This is a genomic window from Pseudoalteromonas sp. RWi3 (assembly GCF_054960735.1).
Map to the genome: position 1 here is coordinate 360,811 of NZ_JBHNYL010000002.1, position 16,351 is coordinate 377,161.

The 16,351-nt window shown below is 40.2% G+C and carries 17 protein-coding genes; 9 read left to right on the forward strand and 8 right to left on the reverse strand.

Features of this window, described 5'->3' with window-relative positions; all coding sequences use genetic code 11:
* Window positions 1-65 precede the first annotated feature (65 nt).
* Window positions 66-647: a DedA family protein gene (locus tag ACFI4Z_RS05125; protein ID WP_462669627.1), complete on the forward strand. Its 582-nt coding sequence runs from the start codon at window positions 66-68 to the stop codon at window positions 645-647.
* A 24-nt stretch (window positions 648-671) separates the two neighbouring features.
* Here ACFI4Z_RS05125 and ACFI4Z_RS05130 read toward each other — a convergent pair whose 3' ends face one another.
* Window positions 672-1,562 carry a tetratricopeptide repeat protein gene (locus tag ACFI4Z_RS05130; RefSeq protein WP_462669628.1) on the reverse strand — a complete coding sequence of 297 codons (891 nt, stop codon included), beginning with the start codon at window positions 1,560-1,562 and terminating at the stop codon, window positions 672-674.
* A 280-nt stretch (window positions 1,563-1,842) separates the two neighbouring features.
* Between ACFI4Z_RS05130 and ACFI4Z_RS05135 the strand changes: the two genes are divergently transcribed.
* Window positions 1,843-2,262: a hypothetical protein gene (locus ACFI4Z_RS05135; RefSeq protein WP_462669629.1), complete on the forward strand. Its 420-nt coding sequence runs from the start codon at window positions 1,843-1,845 to the stop codon at window positions 2,260-2,262.
* Between the two features lie 32 nt (window positions 2,263-2,294).
* Here ACFI4Z_RS05135 and ACFI4Z_RS05140 read toward each other — a convergent pair whose 3' ends face one another.
* On the reverse strand, window positions 2,295-3,185 hold the full coding sequence (locus ACFI4Z_RS05140) for a LysR family transcriptional regulator (protein WP_462669630.1): 891 nt from the start codon (window positions 3,183-3,185) through the stop codon (window positions 2,295-2,297).
* 120 nt (window positions 3,186-3,305) lie between these two features.
* Between ACFI4Z_RS05140 and ACFI4Z_RS05145 the strand changes: the two genes are divergently transcribed.
* The 6 genes from ACFI4Z_RS05145 (at window position 3,306) to ACFI4Z_RS05170 (ending at window position 8,176) form a co-directional block, all read left to right on the forward strand.
* Complete coding sequence (locus ACFI4Z_RS05145; protein ID WP_462669631.1) at window positions 3,306-3,791, forward strand: VOC family protein; 486 nt, start codon at window positions 3,306-3,308, stop codon at window positions 3,789-3,791.
* Window positions 3,792-3,886: 95 nt separating this feature from the next.
* A complete protein-coding gene (locus tag ACFI4Z_RS05150) occupies window positions 3,887-4,267 on the forward strand; it encodes a hypothetical protein (RefSeq protein WP_462669632.1) in 381 nt (126 codons plus the stop codon).
* Window positions 4,268-4,307: 40 nt separating this feature from the next.
* A complete protein-coding gene (locus tag ACFI4Z_RS05155) occupies window positions 4,308-5,132 on the forward strand; it encodes an alpha/beta hydrolase (RefSeq protein WP_462669633.1) in 825 nt (274 codons plus the stop codon).
* Window positions 5,133-5,352: 220 nt separating this feature from the next.
* Entirely contained in the window at window positions 5,353-7,005 is a 1,653-nt protein-coding gene (locus ACFI4Z_RS05160) for a GGDEF domain-containing protein (protein WP_462669634.1), read from the forward strand.
* A gap of 23 nt (window positions 7,006-7,028) precedes the next feature.
* Window positions 7,029-7,493, forward strand: coding sequence for a TlpA family protein disulfide reductase (locus ACFI4Z_RS05165; protein WP_462669635.1), 465 nt, complete (start codon window positions 7,029-7,031; stop codon window positions 7,491-7,493).
* Window positions 7,494-7,582: 89 nt separating this feature from the next.
* Window positions 7,583-8,176 (forward strand): DUF4202 domain-containing protein, encoded by a 594-nt coding sequence (locus ACFI4Z_RS05170; RefSeq protein WP_462669636.1) that lies wholly within the window; start codon window positions 7,583-7,585, stop codon window positions 8,174-8,176.
* 46 nt (window positions 8,177-8,222) lie between these two features.
* Here the strand turns inward: ACFI4Z_RS05170 and ACFI4Z_RS05175 are convergent, their stop codons facing one another.
* Genes ACFI4Z_RS05175 through ACFI4Z_RS05185 form a run of 3 tightly spaced genes read right to left on the reverse strand, consistent with a single transcriptional unit; the run spans window position 8,223 to window position 13,011 of the window.
* On the reverse strand, window positions 8,223-9,020 hold the full coding sequence (locus tag ACFI4Z_RS05175; protein ID WP_462669637.1) for a DUF6671 family protein: 798 nt from the start codon (window positions 9,018-9,020) through the stop codon (window positions 8,223-8,225).
* A gap of 2 nt (window positions 9,021-9,022) precedes the next feature.
* Window positions 9,023-11,443, reverse strand: a complete 2,421-nt coding sequence (locus ACFI4Z_RS05180; protein WP_462669638.1) for a YbcC family protein — start codon at window positions 11,441-11,443, stop codon at window positions 9,023-9,025.
* Window positions 11,440-13,011, reverse strand: a complete 1,572-nt coding sequence (locus tag ACFI4Z_RS05185; protein ID WP_462669639.1) for an NADH-quinone oxidoreductase subunit L — start codon at window positions 13,009-13,011, stop codon at window positions 11,440-11,442. Before ACFI4Z_RS05185 ends, ACFI4Z_RS05180 begins: the two co-directional genes overlap by 4 nt.
* A gap of 98 nt (window positions 13,012-13,109) precedes the next feature.
* On the opposite strand from ACFI4Z_RS05185, the gene ACFI4Z_RS05190 reads away from it, so the two are divergent.
* Window positions 13,110-13,988, forward strand: a complete 879-nt coding sequence (locus ACFI4Z_RS05190; RefSeq protein ID WP_462669640.1) for a LysR family transcriptional regulator — start codon at window positions 13,110-13,112, stop codon at window positions 13,986-13,988.
* A 19-nt stretch (window positions 13,989-14,007) separates the two neighbouring features.
* On the opposite strand, the gene ACFI4Z_RS05195 is transcribed toward ACFI4Z_RS05190, so the two are convergent.
* From ACFI4Z_RS05195 to der, 3 genes are all read right to left on the reverse strand, one after another.
* Window positions 14,008-14,244 carry a hypothetical protein gene (locus tag ACFI4Z_RS05195; RefSeq protein WP_462669641.1) on the reverse strand — a complete coding sequence of 79 codons (237 nt, stop codon included), beginning with the start codon at window positions 14,242-14,244 and terminating at the stop codon, window positions 14,008-14,010.
* A gap of 112 nt (window positions 14,245-14,356) precedes the next feature.
* Window positions 14,357-14,737, reverse strand: coding sequence for a VOC family protein (locus ACFI4Z_RS05200; RefSeq protein ID WP_462669642.1), 381 nt, complete (start codon window positions 14,735-14,737; stop codon window positions 14,357-14,359).
* Between the two features lie 148 nt (window positions 14,738-14,885).
* Entirely contained in the window at window positions 14,886-16,349 is a 1,464-nt protein-coding gene (gene der, locus ACFI4Z_RS05205; RefSeq protein ID WP_394189229.1) for a ribosome biogenesis GTPase Der, read from the reverse strand.
* Between the last annotated feature and the right edge of the window lie 2 nt (window positions 16,350-16,351).

The window sequence follows — 16,351 nt, forward strand, 5'->3', positions numbered from 1 at the left end:
ATTCGTTTGATAAAGACGATAGGGTGAGTACTTTCATCCTAAAGTTTTCACATTAAGGAAAAGAGATGGAAGGTTTTTTGGTGTTGCTTCAGCAATATGGCACTTTTGTTTATGCATTACTCTTTGCCTATTGTGCTTTAAAAAGTGGCTGGTTACCTTTATTTGCTGGGTATGCTGCACATACCGGTGCACTTGAAATCAGTATTGTGGCGTTATCCACTTTTTTAGGGGGCTATTTAGGTGACGAGTTACGTTTTGCCGTTGCTAAAAAGTATGGTGTTTGTTGGCTCGAGAAGCCGACAAGGCTAGGGTTGTTATTCAAAAGAGCGAGTGAGCTTGCTAACCGCTATGGCACTGCGTACATGTTTTTGTATCGTTACCCTAAAGGGTTGAGGACAATCGGCGCGCTCCCTGTTGGATTAACTGATATTTCATGGCGACGCTTTAGTATATTAAATTTTTGCTCAGCACTATTGTGGGTTATTATTTTAGTTGGAGGAGGATACATTTTTGGTGCGACGTTTGATGCCTTTGGTGCTGAAAAATTAACAGCAATTAGCCTTTTATTTCTGTGTGTGTTTTTAGTCTCCTTGTATCGGATTTGGCATAAAAGTGTAGTTCCTGATAATCATGATTACAAAAGCTGAGCAGGAACCGTTTTGTAAAAAAGATTAATACTGTAACTTGAGTTTATTATACAGAGCGAGATCATGAGATAATAAGTGCTTGGTTTCAATATTAGCTATTGCGGATTTCGCGAGCTTGAACTGTTTTTGCGCGATAGCGATTTGAGCAATACGTAAATTTGTTAAGCTTTGGTAGGAGGCTTCATTTATCTTCTTAGCTTGCAAGACTACATCTTGGAATAACGCTAATGCCTCATCCAAGCGATTCATAAAATGCAGAGCGCGCGCAATGTTATAGTGCGCCATGACCAAGTAGTGAATATCATCATCTTTCTTTGCATTTTCTAATGCAACTTGTAAATAAGCCAGTGTTGAGTCTAAGTCGTTTTGTTTATGAGCTAAGTAGCCCAATATTGTGTAAATTTGTTTTTTTAAATGGCTATTTGGATGGCTCTTAAATTTTTCTTCTAACTCTAATAGCAGTGACGTCCCTTTTTTATAATCACCGGTATAAAGTTGAAAGGTGGCGTAATCAATAATACTTTGCGCATCCCATTGTGCCATGTTTGAAAATGTGGCATCTACACTTTCAATATATTCTCTTAAATCTTCTTTTTCACCTTGGCTTGCAAGTTTTACTTTGTACATATTACTATGTATTTCAACCCGTTTAGGCAAAGAGGGGCGATTGAGTAAGTTATCCACTTCTTTATTTAAGCGCTTGTATTCTTGTGCTTTAAATAGCAGATCCATTAATGTGAGTTTTTGATGGAACCAAAGGTGAGTCTCTTCAGGGGTATGCTCTAAATTTGTTGTTAGATCAGTGATGCACTGTGATAAATTTTTCTTACAGGTGCCGCTTTTAAGTTCGCTAGTTGATGCAAATAGAAAGCTGGAGCTCAATGCAAGAAAACATATTACTGTTCTTATGATCATATTCAACGTAATTTATTCCCTAATATTACTTATTGATAAGATAAACTATTTTAGTAAAAAAAGATAAGTCATTATGTTCTATAAGTAAAAATAGGTTAAAAACATTACTTATTTAGTGTATTAGACGCATGAATTTATCGCAACTGAGCTTTGCTTTGCAAAGTAAAAGCAACCTGTATGATACTTATCTTAGCCTGAGGTAAAGTATTGTATTGATCTAATGTTTTAGTTTATGTGTAATAGAGGCACAGACGTTAATTGCTGACATGGAAGCAGATATATGAATATTTGGCTAATTATTGCGGGTGTATTAAGTGCACTTGCTGCTTTGTTGCATTTGGGTTGTATTTACTTTGGTGCTACTTGGTATCGTTTTTTTGGTGCTGGCGAATATATGGCAATACGTGCAGAGCAGGGTAGCATTGAGCCTACATTAATAACATCTGCCATAGCATTAGTGCTCTTAACATGGTCGTTGTTTGCTTTTTCTGCCGCTGGACTTATATTGAAATTGCCATTTGTGCGCCCAGTTTTGATGCTTATTACATTTGTTTATTTAGCACGAGGCGTTGCCGGGTTCTTATTCATTAATAACCCATTAGGGCGCTCGCCTGATTTTTGGGTTTGGAGTTCGCTAATATGCCTAAGTTTGGGCGTAGTTCATTTAATTGGCTTAAAACAACAGTGGACAAACCTTTAAACTCTTACTTTTAAGCGACACCTTTTTATACGCTAATCACCCGTTAGTTTATGTATCACGTTTATGAGCGCTTTATAGCGTTCAGGCAACGTTCTGTTTTTCTTTTTCACGGTATAAAGCGTTTCAATAACCGGGGTTGTCGGTTTAATAACTGTGAGCAGTTCTTTTTGAGCAAAATTCTCAAGCGCGTTTTTTGGTAATACAGTAAAACCTAAGCCTTTAGCGACAGGTGAAAGAATTTGACTGAGCTGATTAATGTAGCTGACAACGGGAATGTCTGTGGGAACTAATTTTTTTAGGCTAGGTTCTTGGCATTGCTCGAAGTACATCGATAGGTAATGCTTGGCATCTGGATGATCGACTAAGCCTTGATTTATAAGTGTTTCTGCTAATGTGCCAGTTGGTGCGATATTTTTAGGTAGCACTAAACATAACTCTTCATTTGCGAGCTTATTTATATCAAACTCACGTATATTGGGTACGTCGGTGACAATGCCCAAGTCTATGTTACTTTTTTGAATGTCATTTAAAATTTGGTGATTAGGCGCTGCAGTTAATTTGATAATAAGTGAAGGGTGACTCATTTGTAAATCTAACAAAGCAGGATACAGTAAAAGCGCCATTGAGCCTGAACAGGCAATGGTGCAGTTTCCAGCATGTGGGTTATCAAATGCTAATGCTTCAAGGAGTGTCTGCTCGTTCTTTTTCAGGGTGGTAGCATAATCATAAACTAGGCGACCTTGCTCAGTTAAATCGAAACTTTTTTTATCTCTTTTTATCAGTGTAAAGCCACATGCTTGCTCGAGCTTACTTACCTGTTGGCTCACACCTGGTTGAGTCATAAATAGCTTTTCAGCTGTTTTAGTAAAGTGCCCAGTGTTAATTAAGGTTACAAACGTATTTAACCAAATTGGGTTTAGCATGTTTTACCATAATTTTAAGTTATTAAGATGATTATATTTGATAATTTAATTTAATCAACACTCTGCTCTACACTTGCGTTACTGGTTTAATTGTTAAGTAAACTTTTATAGGAGCAAATTATGAAGATGAATCATGTAGGCCTGATGGTTGGTGATATGGATAAGGCGGTTGAGTTTTACACTAAAGTGCTTGGTTTACGCATAATAATGAATAATACCAAGGTGCAAGAAGAACGTGAAACCGCCATTGGCAGAATGTGCCTTGCTGTTTTTGGTGAAGGTTTTAAAGGGTTTAATATTGCACACTTAGTAACAACAGATGGTATCGGCGTTGAGTTGTTTGAAATGAAAGAGCGTGATGAGCGTCATCATGTTGATTTTTCGCGGCTGGGGATTTTTCATTTTTGCTTACAAACTGACGATTTTGAAGGTGTAATGAAAAAGACAGAGGAGTTTGGTGGCAAAGTTAGAATGGATGTCATGCGATATCACCCTGAAGATGACAATAGACCTGCAAAAATGGTGTATCTAGAAGACCCATTCGGCAACTTATTTGAACTTTATTCTCATACCTATGAAGAAACATACTCTTCAGAGTATGACTAAGTAATCTTAGAGCGACAAATAAGTCGCTCTTTTTGTACGTAAAGTGAGGTCGCTAGTTTATTATTAGAGTGTTACATAGCGAGGCTCTTTTGGATGTGCTAAGTTTATTATTACTTGCCATGTGGCATTTTATCTGGTTGCAACCTAAAGGGGGGGGACAGGATTTGGAGGTGGTAATTTTAGTTACGTTAGTAACTGTTTGGGCAGTCCTTTTGTTACGCTCAGTGATGGCTGAATATACTTATTATCAATCAGTTAAAACTCGTGAGCCGCAGATATGGCAGCAGCTAGGTGCTCCTCGCTTTGTTAAAGTCCCGATCGTGTTTGTTTCAGCCAAAGGCAATCAATTACTGAAACAGGTAACTGATACTATAGTGCGTGAAAATGCATTAAAGCACCACCGTGCCGGCAGACAATTTTTGTTTTATATCGTTGCTGTATTGGTAATAGGTATTGTTTATTTAAAATTGGCTTAATAGACTAGCCGCACTTTTATAATTAAATAAGTATGTGCCTGTGAAGCCTATTTTTATTATTGTTTCATTGCTATTTGCGTTTACTGCTAACGCAGAGATTAAATTTGAAATACCTCGCAGTAATATCGTCGAAATTAAAGACCCTCATTCTGGTCGCACTTATCCTCTTTTTATCAAATTACCGCGGTCTTATACAGCGAACAGTAACAAAGCTTACCCTGTTATTTATTTAACGGACGCGATGTATAGTTTTCAGGTTGTGTCTGGCGCTACCCGCTTTGCGATGAACAGTGCAAAAATGGATGAAGCCATAATTGTGGGTATTTCATATTCAAAAGGATCACGAGGTCCATCAAGCCGTGTGCGCGATTATACTCATCAGGTCGCTCCCAATTGGAAACTAGAAACGGGTAAAGCCGCAGAGCATGCTCAGTTTATTAAAAAATCTGTTTTTGGCTATCTCAATAAGCACTACAGAATTAATGACTCGCGCACCTTTGTTGGTAATTCACTCGGTGGCTTATTTGGCGCGTATATTCTTTTTACTGACCCAACCATGTTTGATAATTATGTGCTGGGTAGTCCTTCAACGTGGTATAAAAATAACGATATATTGAATGTTAAAATTACGCCAAGCTTGCACCCTCATAAAGTGTATATTGGTGTGGGGGAGTATGAAACGCCTGAATTTGACTCGCCAGATCACGACATGGTTCTTGGCGCCAAACAGTTACAGTTGAAGTTATCTGATCCGCTATTGCCACATACACAAGTGAGGCTCAATGTCATTTCAGGTGCAAACCATGAAACAGCGTTTCCAACAACCGCCACCCAAGGCCTCTATTGGTTATTTAAAAAACAATAAGACAAAGTTTGAGCAGCGTTTGAAACATTATTTGATTACGCGCAATTCAAAGTGTTTTATTTCAATTTACTTAGGGGCTTATGTACGTTTAATACTATATTTATATTAGTAGTAATTATGGTGAATAAGTAACGTGTTGACGTATTTTATCCACTTAATTGGTGCTAAATGCATCGCTTTGCGCGACGTTAAAAATCATGCCTTCTGGATGGAGTTTTTCTTGAGAACAACGATAAATATTTTTCTTAGTTTAGCCTTTCTACTTATTGTGAGTTTTTCCTACAGAGTCTGCGCTGAAACAATTGAACTTAATAGCGATACGGTGCTGGTGATTCATGATAAAAATTTGTGGAAAAGGCTACCGGATACGTTTGATCCACAAAACATCAAGGCGATGAGCCTGTGGTATGATAAGCAGCAAACAGTGGATTCCATTATTGGCCAATCAGGGCGTTTTGTTACCAAGTTAACGGTCTCTGCTAATAGCGCTGATCGTTGGTTTTTAGTGCCTAAAACTAACTTTATTGATCACGGGCTCTCGTATTATTTTAACGCCAATGGTTTAAAGGAGGCTGCACAAGAGTTCTCCCAATTAGCGGATAATAAAACGCCTCAATTACTGCATTTTCAAGCATTTAATCTTACGATGGATAAAGGTGATAAGGGCGAGCTTTGGGTTGTTATTTCAGCGCAAAAATACCCGTCATCAGTGTCTATTAAGTTATTAAATAGTGAAGCGTTTTACCGTTTTCAAAGTATGAATAATATGCTGTCGGTTGCGGCTATTTTTGCCATGTTATTGTTAGCCTTATTAACATTGTTTATTTATTTGGGTACTCGCAATCGTATTGCTATAACGTGTGCTGGGTACCTTGGATTTCATGGGATCGGGTGGGCGGCGGCATCAGGGTTGATTGATGATGTATTTAACCTCTCTATCAATACTGTTTATTTAGGGATGTATATTTTTCCATTGGCTATCGCCTTTGCTGCCCAATTTGTGTCGGATCTATTTGAATGTAAGCACAATCATCGTAAAACGTTTAAGTTCTTATATTGGTTGAGTGTTGCTAGTGGCGTGGCTGCGGGTGTGATTGCATTGACTTCTTTCTCTTTTGCATTTGCTGTTTCACATATGCTTGCAGTGTTATGGATTGCTGTGACGATTGTGATTGGCATTCATATGCTCAAACTAAAAGACTTTAGAGCAAAGTATTTCTTATTTGGTAATCTGCTTTATGGGTTGTCACTGATTTATTACATGCTATCTCACAGTGATACTTTTGGTGAGCTGGACTATGCTGAGTCGTTGGTTGTGTCTGCATTGGCCATTGATTGCATTTGTATTATGCTTTCCCTCACCGAGTGGTTTAAGATAAAACAGTCAGAATATAACCGTAATTTTTATTTATCGCGCTTAGATCCACTGACAAAGTTAGGTAATCGCTATGCATTGAATGAGGGGATCTCAAAGCTAGGATCCCACTATGTGGTGGTATACCTAGACATCGATGGCCTTAAAAAAACCAATGATAATCTAGGTCATGGTGAAGGCGATAAACTGATTACCTTCGCGGCTGAATATTTACTTGAAACTTTTTCTAGCCAAGGTAGTGTTTTTAGAACGGGTGGCGATGAATTTGTTATTCTATTACCTCAGCTTAATTTAAACCAATTAAGCAATACGTTAAAGAGTACGCAAGCATTACTGGTTTTGTTACCCACAAAAATTCAAGAGAAGTGGGCGCAAGCGGGTATTAGCTTTGGTATCTGTGATAGTACTGAGCAAAACACGCCTTCGCAGTGTTTATCACAAGCAGATAAACGCATGTATCTACAAAAAGAACAACGTCGTGCTAAACATTCAGCATGAAAAAAACAATAAAGGAACATACCATGTTTAAACAATTTCTATTGGTACTCGCACTTTTCGTGACACCTTTAGCCATGGCAGATAAAGGCCCATTTGTGGGCGAAATTTCTACGGCACGTTTACTGGCTGATTATGAAAAGTTTAATAATGAATACACGGCGTATACTCCTTCAAAGGATGAACTTATAAAAACTCAAAAGCTTGATGGTAAAGATATTGTGGTTCTGTTTGGAACCTGGTGCCACGATAGCGAACGTGAAGTACCTCGGTTGCTTAAACTCATTGCGCAGTCTGAGGTGGCACTTAAAAGTTTAACCTTGGTTGGCGTAGGTTACGACAAGCGTGACCCGCAAGGAATTGCACAGCAATACAATTTAAAATACACCCCAACAATGATTGTGCTGGAGGATGGTAAAGAGATTGCACGCATGATTGAAAAGCCAAAGGTTTCATTAGTCAGCGATCTGAGTCAATTTAACTCACTCTAGTGTGGTACACCCAGTTAAAGTCAGATTGGGTGTGATTTTTAAATAACCTAAACTCTGGTTAAATAAGTAATGAGGGCAGTAGCGTTAGTATGTTAGAGCGAGTAATACAATTAATTGATGAGGCAAATAGTCACGATCCAAATAAAGAGCTGCATAAAAACGCGATGTGGCCAAAAGAGCGATTATATTCAGATCGCATGACAAACATGCTAAATCGGTTTATGCCAAGCGCCGATGAGTTGATGTATATTGCCGTTCGCGGGCAGCATATTGAACGTTGGCAGTCACCACGCAGTGATTTTGCTCTAGGTAAACAAGGCTATTATCAATGGCGCACGGCGCTGTATGGTTTTCATGCTGGTCGAGTTGTTGAGCTAATGCAACAAGTTGGGTTTGATGACAACGCATGCCAACGAGTTTATAACGCTGTGGCAAAAAAGCAGATAAAAGCCAACCCTGACAGCCAACTAGTCGAAGATATCGCAAGTCTCGTGTTTATTGAACATTACATGTTGGCCTTTGCCCAAACAAAGCCAGATTATGATGAGCAAAAGTGGATAGGTATTTTACAGCGTACATGGCAAAAAATGTCACCAAAGGCACATGACTTTGTTTTGGCTGGCAATATTACATTACCAGCGCCTCTAGTGCCTTTGATTGAAAAAGCGTTGTCAGGTAATTAAATTAGCCAGTGTTCAGGCTAAGTTATCAGTACAAATAGGGGAATCGTTAAGGGTTGCAGAGTTGACAATATGTCGGGTCTCCTTCTGTGTTTTTACTGGGTACTGATAAGCTAAACTGGCAATGATCACAGTGGCTTACATACGTTTTAATTTGCTTGGTCGGTAGTGAGCATTGGCCACATATTAGCCCTGGTAGCGCCTTTTTAATTACAAAGTTTGCTGTATCACACTCAGGGCATTTGGCGTTAAGCCGCCTTACTAAATCCTTTGCAGCCTTAATAATCATTAGTTGTCGTTGCGGACTGTTCATTGCTCTTAAGTCTGGCGTGATATGCCCTGATTGTGGTTTATAATCATTCAATCGTGCTTGAAGTTGGCACAGGCTCAGCCCTTTTTCCAAAGCATTAGGCAAGGTTAATATCCAGTGCTGATCTTCAAATTTTGCACATGTTTGTGCCACCGTTTCAGAGGTTGTTTGTTCATCAATTGTTAAACCTCGTGGGGCAAAAGCGCCTGATGCTTGGGCATAAATAGTTCTATCTGTGCTTCGTTGATATAAACATAGTATTTCTGTGTTATGCGTCATTAAGCCAAAATAAGGGCCGCTGGTAAAACTACCTTCACTGCCAAGACCAAATTCAGTATCACTTTTTAGGCATGCTTGTTTGGCTTTTAAATATGCTGCCTGTTCTGGTGAACATGTTCGTGCAATTTCACCACTAAATGTACCTAAAGAATCTGTATCAAAGGTATCTGTTTCGCTCAAATCATAGCCTAATGGGGCTAGTACAGGTGCAACCAAACGTCCTTTTTCGTGCTTAGTTGCAATAACAATACGCTGCATGTTTAATTGGCCCCAGCTACTAGGCTATGCCATGTGTCATTGTTCAAACGTTCAATTTCATTGTTATCTCCCCAACGTAATAATGTTAACCAATCGTTATCTACTAGGTCTTTAATCATGTCGTGTTTTTGATAAATGGCAAAGATTGCATCACGCGGTGCAGCAATATAAACACTCAGTCTTAAAGGCTCATGCATCCATTGGTTACCATCGTGCAGAGATTGCATGGCAAGACCAATACGTAAGTCGCCACCATTGCCTTCAAATACACCTATATTACCGCCAACCGCATTGTGTAATACTTTGTTGCCACTACCGTACTTAAAGTTATCAGTCACGGAGGCGTTATACTGGGTGTTAATCCAGTTTGTAACAATCATGGGCGCGGTCATTATCAATTCTAATAAGCTAAACTCGGTGTCATGTTGCCATTGGTAGTCATGTAAAAAGCTGCGCCCTTTTAAGTCAGCGTCGCGGGTCCAGTTACGCGGTGCCACAATAAATGCGGCGTTATTTGCTAGTCCCCATTCAGGGCGAACCTGTGACCAATCGTTCGCCCGTTTTTGGTAAGCTTGATTGATTTGACTCGGCGAGGCGCTCGCTAAATGTGGTTCGATGTATTGCAAACGTTCTTGTTGAGCTCGTTTAGTGGCTGTTCGCAGCCATTGCGACATGGTTGGATTGAGTGATGAATCAAAAAGGGTGATTTCATCAGTTGTAGTATTGTGCAAAGCGGCTACAAATTGGCAATCATCAGGCAATGATATACCACGGTTTTGTAGTTGCTTACGTACATCGGGTTCATTAAGTAATGACGCTAATACACGCACATTTACTTCCCCTGTCTGCCCTCCACATGCGCCGCAATCAAGGCCAGCAGCATGTAAGTTATTGGTACTGTGGCTGCCGTGTCCTACGAGTAATATTTTTTCTGCATATTCAGTAAGCCCCATTGCATTAAGCACGGTGTAAGCAAGCTCAGTTTTGTCCTCTGTATTGAGTTGAATGCTGTCTTTACTCAGTTGCCACTGAGTGTCATGGGAGTGGTGGTTTGACGTATTGTTTGCTAAAAAGGAGTTTTTTATCAACTTAAGTGCATAGAGCCAACCCATTGATTCAACCATCGAAAATGCTGAAGGAGCTGCTTTAGACCAGTTTTGCCATGCGGCTGTTAAGCTGCGCTCTGCAGTTGTTTTATGGTTGCTTTTTTGCTCACTGACTTGAATGATTGGTTTTAATAAACCAGGCAATTGCGGGCGCTTTAGCGCGCTTGCATTTGCTTGATACTCAATAGGTAAACCAAAAAAACCAGCAAAACCGTAGGTTTCAATTGTTTGACTTTGTGCTTCTAGGGCACGTCTCATAACTTCGGAGCGTACATCGATACAAAATACCGCTTGCAGTTGCGCTTTGGCCGCAGCGGCTTTGCTTGAATTAATTAGGGTTTCATTCAGTGATTGTTGATAACTTAACTCATGAGCTTTAGCCCATACCCATCCTGGTTGTTGTGCTATTTTATGATTGTTTAAACGCTCAAATAGCTCGGCTTTTTCGTGTCGCCATTGCGAACGCAGTAATTGAAAGCTTTTGGAGTCATGTTGCTCAACGTATTGCCACATAACCACATCCCATGCCATGCGAATTGCCAGTAACTGATGCATTTCCTCATGAGGCTGCTGATACAAATCTCCCTGCCAACGTAGATAAGCAAGCCAGGATGCCCAGCCATTAATATCGAGTAATAATGAGTGAGCATAATATTCTAAGGTGTCTTCGTTTATTTCCAAGCAATCAATTGCCATGGCAATTAATTCATCTGCTGTGTCTGGCAGCTTAGCAAAATAATGGTTAAGGTGTTTTTCATCCATAATAATGCTCACACCCTTGTCAGCTTTGATTACTTTTAGCCAATGAGCGTAAAGGTCGTCAACCTGCGACACATCATTGCGATGCAGCATGGGGCCAAGTTGCTGATAATGGGCTGCACAAAACTGACTAATTTGCTGAATGATTTCATCATGCCAAGCCATTTTATGAGGGTCTCGTTGGGTATCAAGCAAATCTGAAATGTTATGCCAATGCTTAACTGGTAATTCAATATTAAGAGAGTCTTTCAGCTGCTCAATCGTCATATCGACGCCAAGTACAAAGGCGGCATCCTGCAGATGTTTATCGGTAATAGCATGCTGTTTATATTTTTCTTGGTAATACGCTTTGGGCATTTGTAGTTTGGCATTGCTAAGTGTGCCAATGCGCGCAGCAACGTGCTCTATCGGCATAGTACGCATTTGCCAAAATGGGTTTACGGCAATCATTTGGTCTAACGGCCAGCTAGGTGCAATATAGCCACATACTGTGTTTAACATCTCTTTATACTTTGCGCTGAGAGTGGTTTTTTTGAACTGTGCAACAGCCGTATTCATGAATTTGACTCCATTATTGTCACTATTTTAGAGTGGTTTTTGGTGTTAGATTGTGCATTAACGGGTAGGCGAATAGGCCAAACTTTTAATGTGAAGCGGGTAAACCATTCATCCAAATATAATCCTGCAAATAACAGAGTTGAGAGTGCTTTTACCTTAGGGTGTTTACTTTGATTTTTTAGTAGATAGCTCAATCCTATTAACATAACTATGAGCAGGGTAGCCCAGTTATCAGCAGGGCTGAAAGCAGCTTCTCGCCAAACAGTGGTGCCGATAGCTAGAGTGAAAACGGCTTTCAAACTTATATAGCTAAGTGTTGCTATCACAGCTACCATAATCATGGAGATGATGACTGAGCCATTTGTAGTACCATGTTTTGTTGCGATGAGCATTGTCAAAGCACACGTTAATAATAACCAAATACTTATAGCCCCGCTGTACCCACTGAGATACCAAGCTAAACCAACAAGCACTGAAGACACACCAAAACCCAGTAACCAATTTGCTGTAGTGGGTACGTGTTCCGGAGCATGACGGCGCTTTATATCTTCATTTATCGCATTGCCCGCGTTTAAAAAAGCATAGGCCTTGTACATGGAGTGGGTGACTAAGTGGAGCAAGGCTAGTTCAAATAGCCCTAGCGCGCATTCTAATAACATTAACCCCATTTGCGCGCTGGTAGACCAAGCCATTCTTACTTTAACACTGACTCGTGTTGTCATTACTAGCGCACTGATAACTGTGGTTAAACCTGCAACAACTAATACTAACCACTGTGCAATCGTTGCTTGCATAATCAAAGGGGCAAATAAGATAAGTAAAAAACCCCCAAGGTTAATTACACCAGCGTGCAGTAATGCACTCACCGGCGTTGGCGATTCTACTACTTGTATTAGCCAACCATGTAGAGGCAACTGGGCACATTTTATTAGCGCAGCAATCGCAATGAGCACGCCCGCAAGTTGTTCACTGACGCTGAGCGGGCCGCTGTTGTTGGCATAGGCAAGGCTCAAATCGCTAATAAACCACGTGTTATGAACGTTATAAAGTAAAGCGAAGGCCAGTAGTAAGCAGGTTTCGGCTACACGAGCCACAATGAACTTTTTGTGCGCTGCGAGTGCTGCACGGGGTCTGTTTGGGTAAAACATAAGGAGTTGATGCAATGCCAAGCTAATACATACCCAGCCGAGCCAAAACAGCACTAAATGATTACTGACCACCACCAAGGTTACTGCAGACAATGTAGTGAGTAACCAGCGCCAAAAATGATTAATGCGGGGCTCTCCAGCCATGTAATTTTGACAGAATTTGACCAGGCTTGTCCCTATAAACACAATCAGCGCAAGCATGATAAGCCGTGTGGGCGATAAAGATAAAAATGAATGGGGGCTAAATGAGAATACAGTGTGTGCTACAGCAACAATTGCTAGTAAAGCCGTATTGGCAATGAGCAAATAAAATAGATGTTTCCCATCGCTTGGTTGAGTTTTAACGCCTACTTTATACGCTGTCATTATTAGGCTAATGGGGATTGTTAAAACCAATAATGACATAATTAATTCATTCATTGTCGACTCCTTTTAATAATGGAGCCAGTATGGCAAAGTTGTAAATCAAAGAAAAATAGATATAATCTAATCAATTGTTCTGTTTTAGTTAACTATATATGGGCCGTCTTAATTACCATCATTTATATTATTTCTGGCGCGTAGCGTTACAGGGCAATTTAACCCACGTTGCAAAAGAATTACACGTATCTCAATCAGCCTTATCCAGCCAAATAAAACAGCTCGAGCAAACTATGAATGTCAGTTTATTTGAGCGCAAAGGGCGCAGCTTAAATTTAACGGATATGGGCAAGCGTGTTCTGACATACGCAAACGATATCTTTAATACAGGCGAAGAGTTATCTTCTTTTTTAACGAAGGGAGTCATTGCGCAGAAGCAGCATTTGTCGATTGGCGTACTTAATACGCTTTCGCGTAACTTTATTGAAGAGTTTATAAACCCGCTGTTGAATGACCCTGACATTAGTTTTTCACTCACCGCAAGGCGTATGGATGGCTTATTGAATGGCTTAGCAGAGCATGAGTTAGATCTTGTATTAACAAATAAACCTGTGGGAACAGAGCATTACGATCAGCTGTGGCAGAGTCAACTTGTGTCACGCCAACCATTAGCGATTGTTGGACCTGCCAATAAAAAAGTAATGAGTAACTTTCCCGTTGGTTATGAAAATGCGCAATGGGTACTACCTAGTAAAACATCGGCAATTAGAGACTCATTTAATGCACTGTGTGCTCAGTGGCAATACAAGCCTGAAATTAAAGCCGAAGCAGATGATATGGCAATGTTACGTCTACTTGTACGCGACAGTGGTGCTTTTTCGGTACTTCCGCCAGTTGTTATTAAAGATGAAATAGAGCAGGGTATTTTATCGCAGTATCAGCGACTAACTGATGCCTATGAGCTGTTTTACGCAATTACTGCTCAGCGAAAGTTTGTGCCCGAAATTTTAACGAGGCTATTGGCTAAAAGTGGTTAATCAATAGATTAATTAGCCACTACTCTTGTGTTAGTGGCTGTTCTTTATTGTGTACTTTTGCCAACGTATTCTTATCCACTTTGATTGAAAATACCGGCTCTGCCTTTTGTAAAGTAGTTGCAATTTGTGCTTTGAGTTGTAATTTTTGGGTTGTATTTAACGCTTTCATAGTCTGTGTGGTTTGCTGTTTTATCTGTTTATCTAATGCGATGTCAGTAGGGGTAAGTAGTAATAAACTCAGTAGTAATGTGTTCATTGTCATCTCCTTGTTTAGTTGGGTATAGATTAACTAAAGTTGATGACAAAACGGTGTTTCTAATATGTCTACTTGGTTAAGCTTTCATGGTATTTCGATGAAGGGTGACAGCTCATGCTTGGTATAGGCAAATTAACGTTCCCTCTATTGCCCGTACATATGCAAAATGTTGCGCTTCTCTTAAGCTTGGAGGGCTAAGTGGCTCGGCACCAGCAAGTACGGCTTTATCATAACTTTCATTGAGGTTTGTGCAGCTAAACTTAAGTTCAAAGCCTAGTGCAGGTTGCTTTGGATGCGCGCGAATATACCCTTGTTTAAAATGCGCTTGCGCGTAGGGGTGCGCTGCAAATGCTATTTTTATATTACCCGTAGACAGCTCACCATATTCAGCATTTTCACTTAGCGAAAAAGTAACAAAGCCAAATGCTTGGTAATAAAAGTCTAAGGTTTCTTCAACGTCATCAACATAGATAACCTGGCTCATTAATTCCATATACAGCTCACTGGTGTTCATTTATCTTTTAAATAAAGCACAGTTTTAGCGTATTTGCGAAAAATAAAGTACTAAACTATTAATTTTATTCATAAAAAAACCTTGCGAGTTTACTCAACAAGGTTTTTAAATTGCGCTGAAAAGCCTACTATTTGTTACGATTTTCTTTACTAAACGCGCGTATCTTACGTTTTTGCGAAAGCGTTACTTTGTTTGTACGCCCAGCAAACGGGTTGTCGCCTTCTCTAAATTCAATTTTGATTGGCGTGCCCATAATTTTTAACGCTTTACGGTAGTAGTTCATCAAGTAGCGTTTATAGCTATCAGGTAAGTCGTGAACTTGGTTACCGTGAATGACGATACGTGGCGGGTTATAACCACCGGCGTGGGCATATTTAAGCTTCACACGACGACCACGTACAAGTGGTGGCTGGTGGTCTGCTTGTGCCATATCCATAATTCGGCGCAGCATAGCAGTACTGATACGCTTAGTCGCTGACTCGTACGCTTCATCAATTGATTCAAATAAATGACCAACCCCCGTACCGTGTAACGCTGAGATAAAGTGGATACGAGCAAAGTCAATAAAACCTAAACGACGATCAAGCTCTGATTTGATGCGATCTTTTACGTAGGTGTCTAGGCCATCCCATTTGTTTACTGCAATTACCAATGAACGACCAGAGTTCAATGCAAAACCAAGTAAGCTCAAGTCTTGATCTGAAATACCTTCGCGTGCATCAACAACCACAAGTACGACGTTAGAATCTTCAATAGCTTGAAGCGTTTTGATTACAGAGAACTTTTCAACGACATCGCTTACTTTTTTGCGCTTACGCACACCCGCGGTATCAATTAGTATGTACTCTTTGTCGTTGCGTGTCATCGGGATATAAACCGAGTCACGGGTTGTGCCTGGCATATCGTAAACAATTACACGTTCTTCACCAAGTATGCGGTTTGTGAGTGTTGACTTACCTACATTTGGACGACCAATGATTGCTAATTTGACCGGTTTATCTGCAAACGCTTGTTGTTCTGCTTCACCGTCTTCTTCAGAATATAAATCAATGAGTTCGTCATCGTTGTCTTCACCATCATCGTTCTCTGCACTTAGCTGAGCGATTACAGGTTGTAAAGTGTGCTCTAGCAGAAGTGTAATACCACGGCCATGAGCTGCTGCGATATGGTGCACTTCACCTAATGATAATTGGTAAAATTCTGCACAATTTGAATCAGCATCAATACCATCGGTTTTATTGGCAACAACAAAGCTTTTCTTCTCTTGCTTGCGCAAGTGATTTGCAATGGCTTGATCGGCAACCGTCATACCCACACGGGCATCAACTAAGAACAATACGATATCCGCTTCTTCAATCGCTAGTAGCGACTGATCGGCCATTTCGATTTCAATACCTTCTTCAGAACCATCAATACCGCCCGTGTCTACCACGATAAATTCATAGCCATCATAGTTAGCTTGGCCATATTTTCTATCTCGTGTTAAGCCTGGAAAATCGGCAACGAGTGCATCACGAGTACGTGTTAAACGGTTAAATAATGTGGATTTGCCCACATTGGGTCGCCCAACTAGAGCGATCACGGGAAGCATAA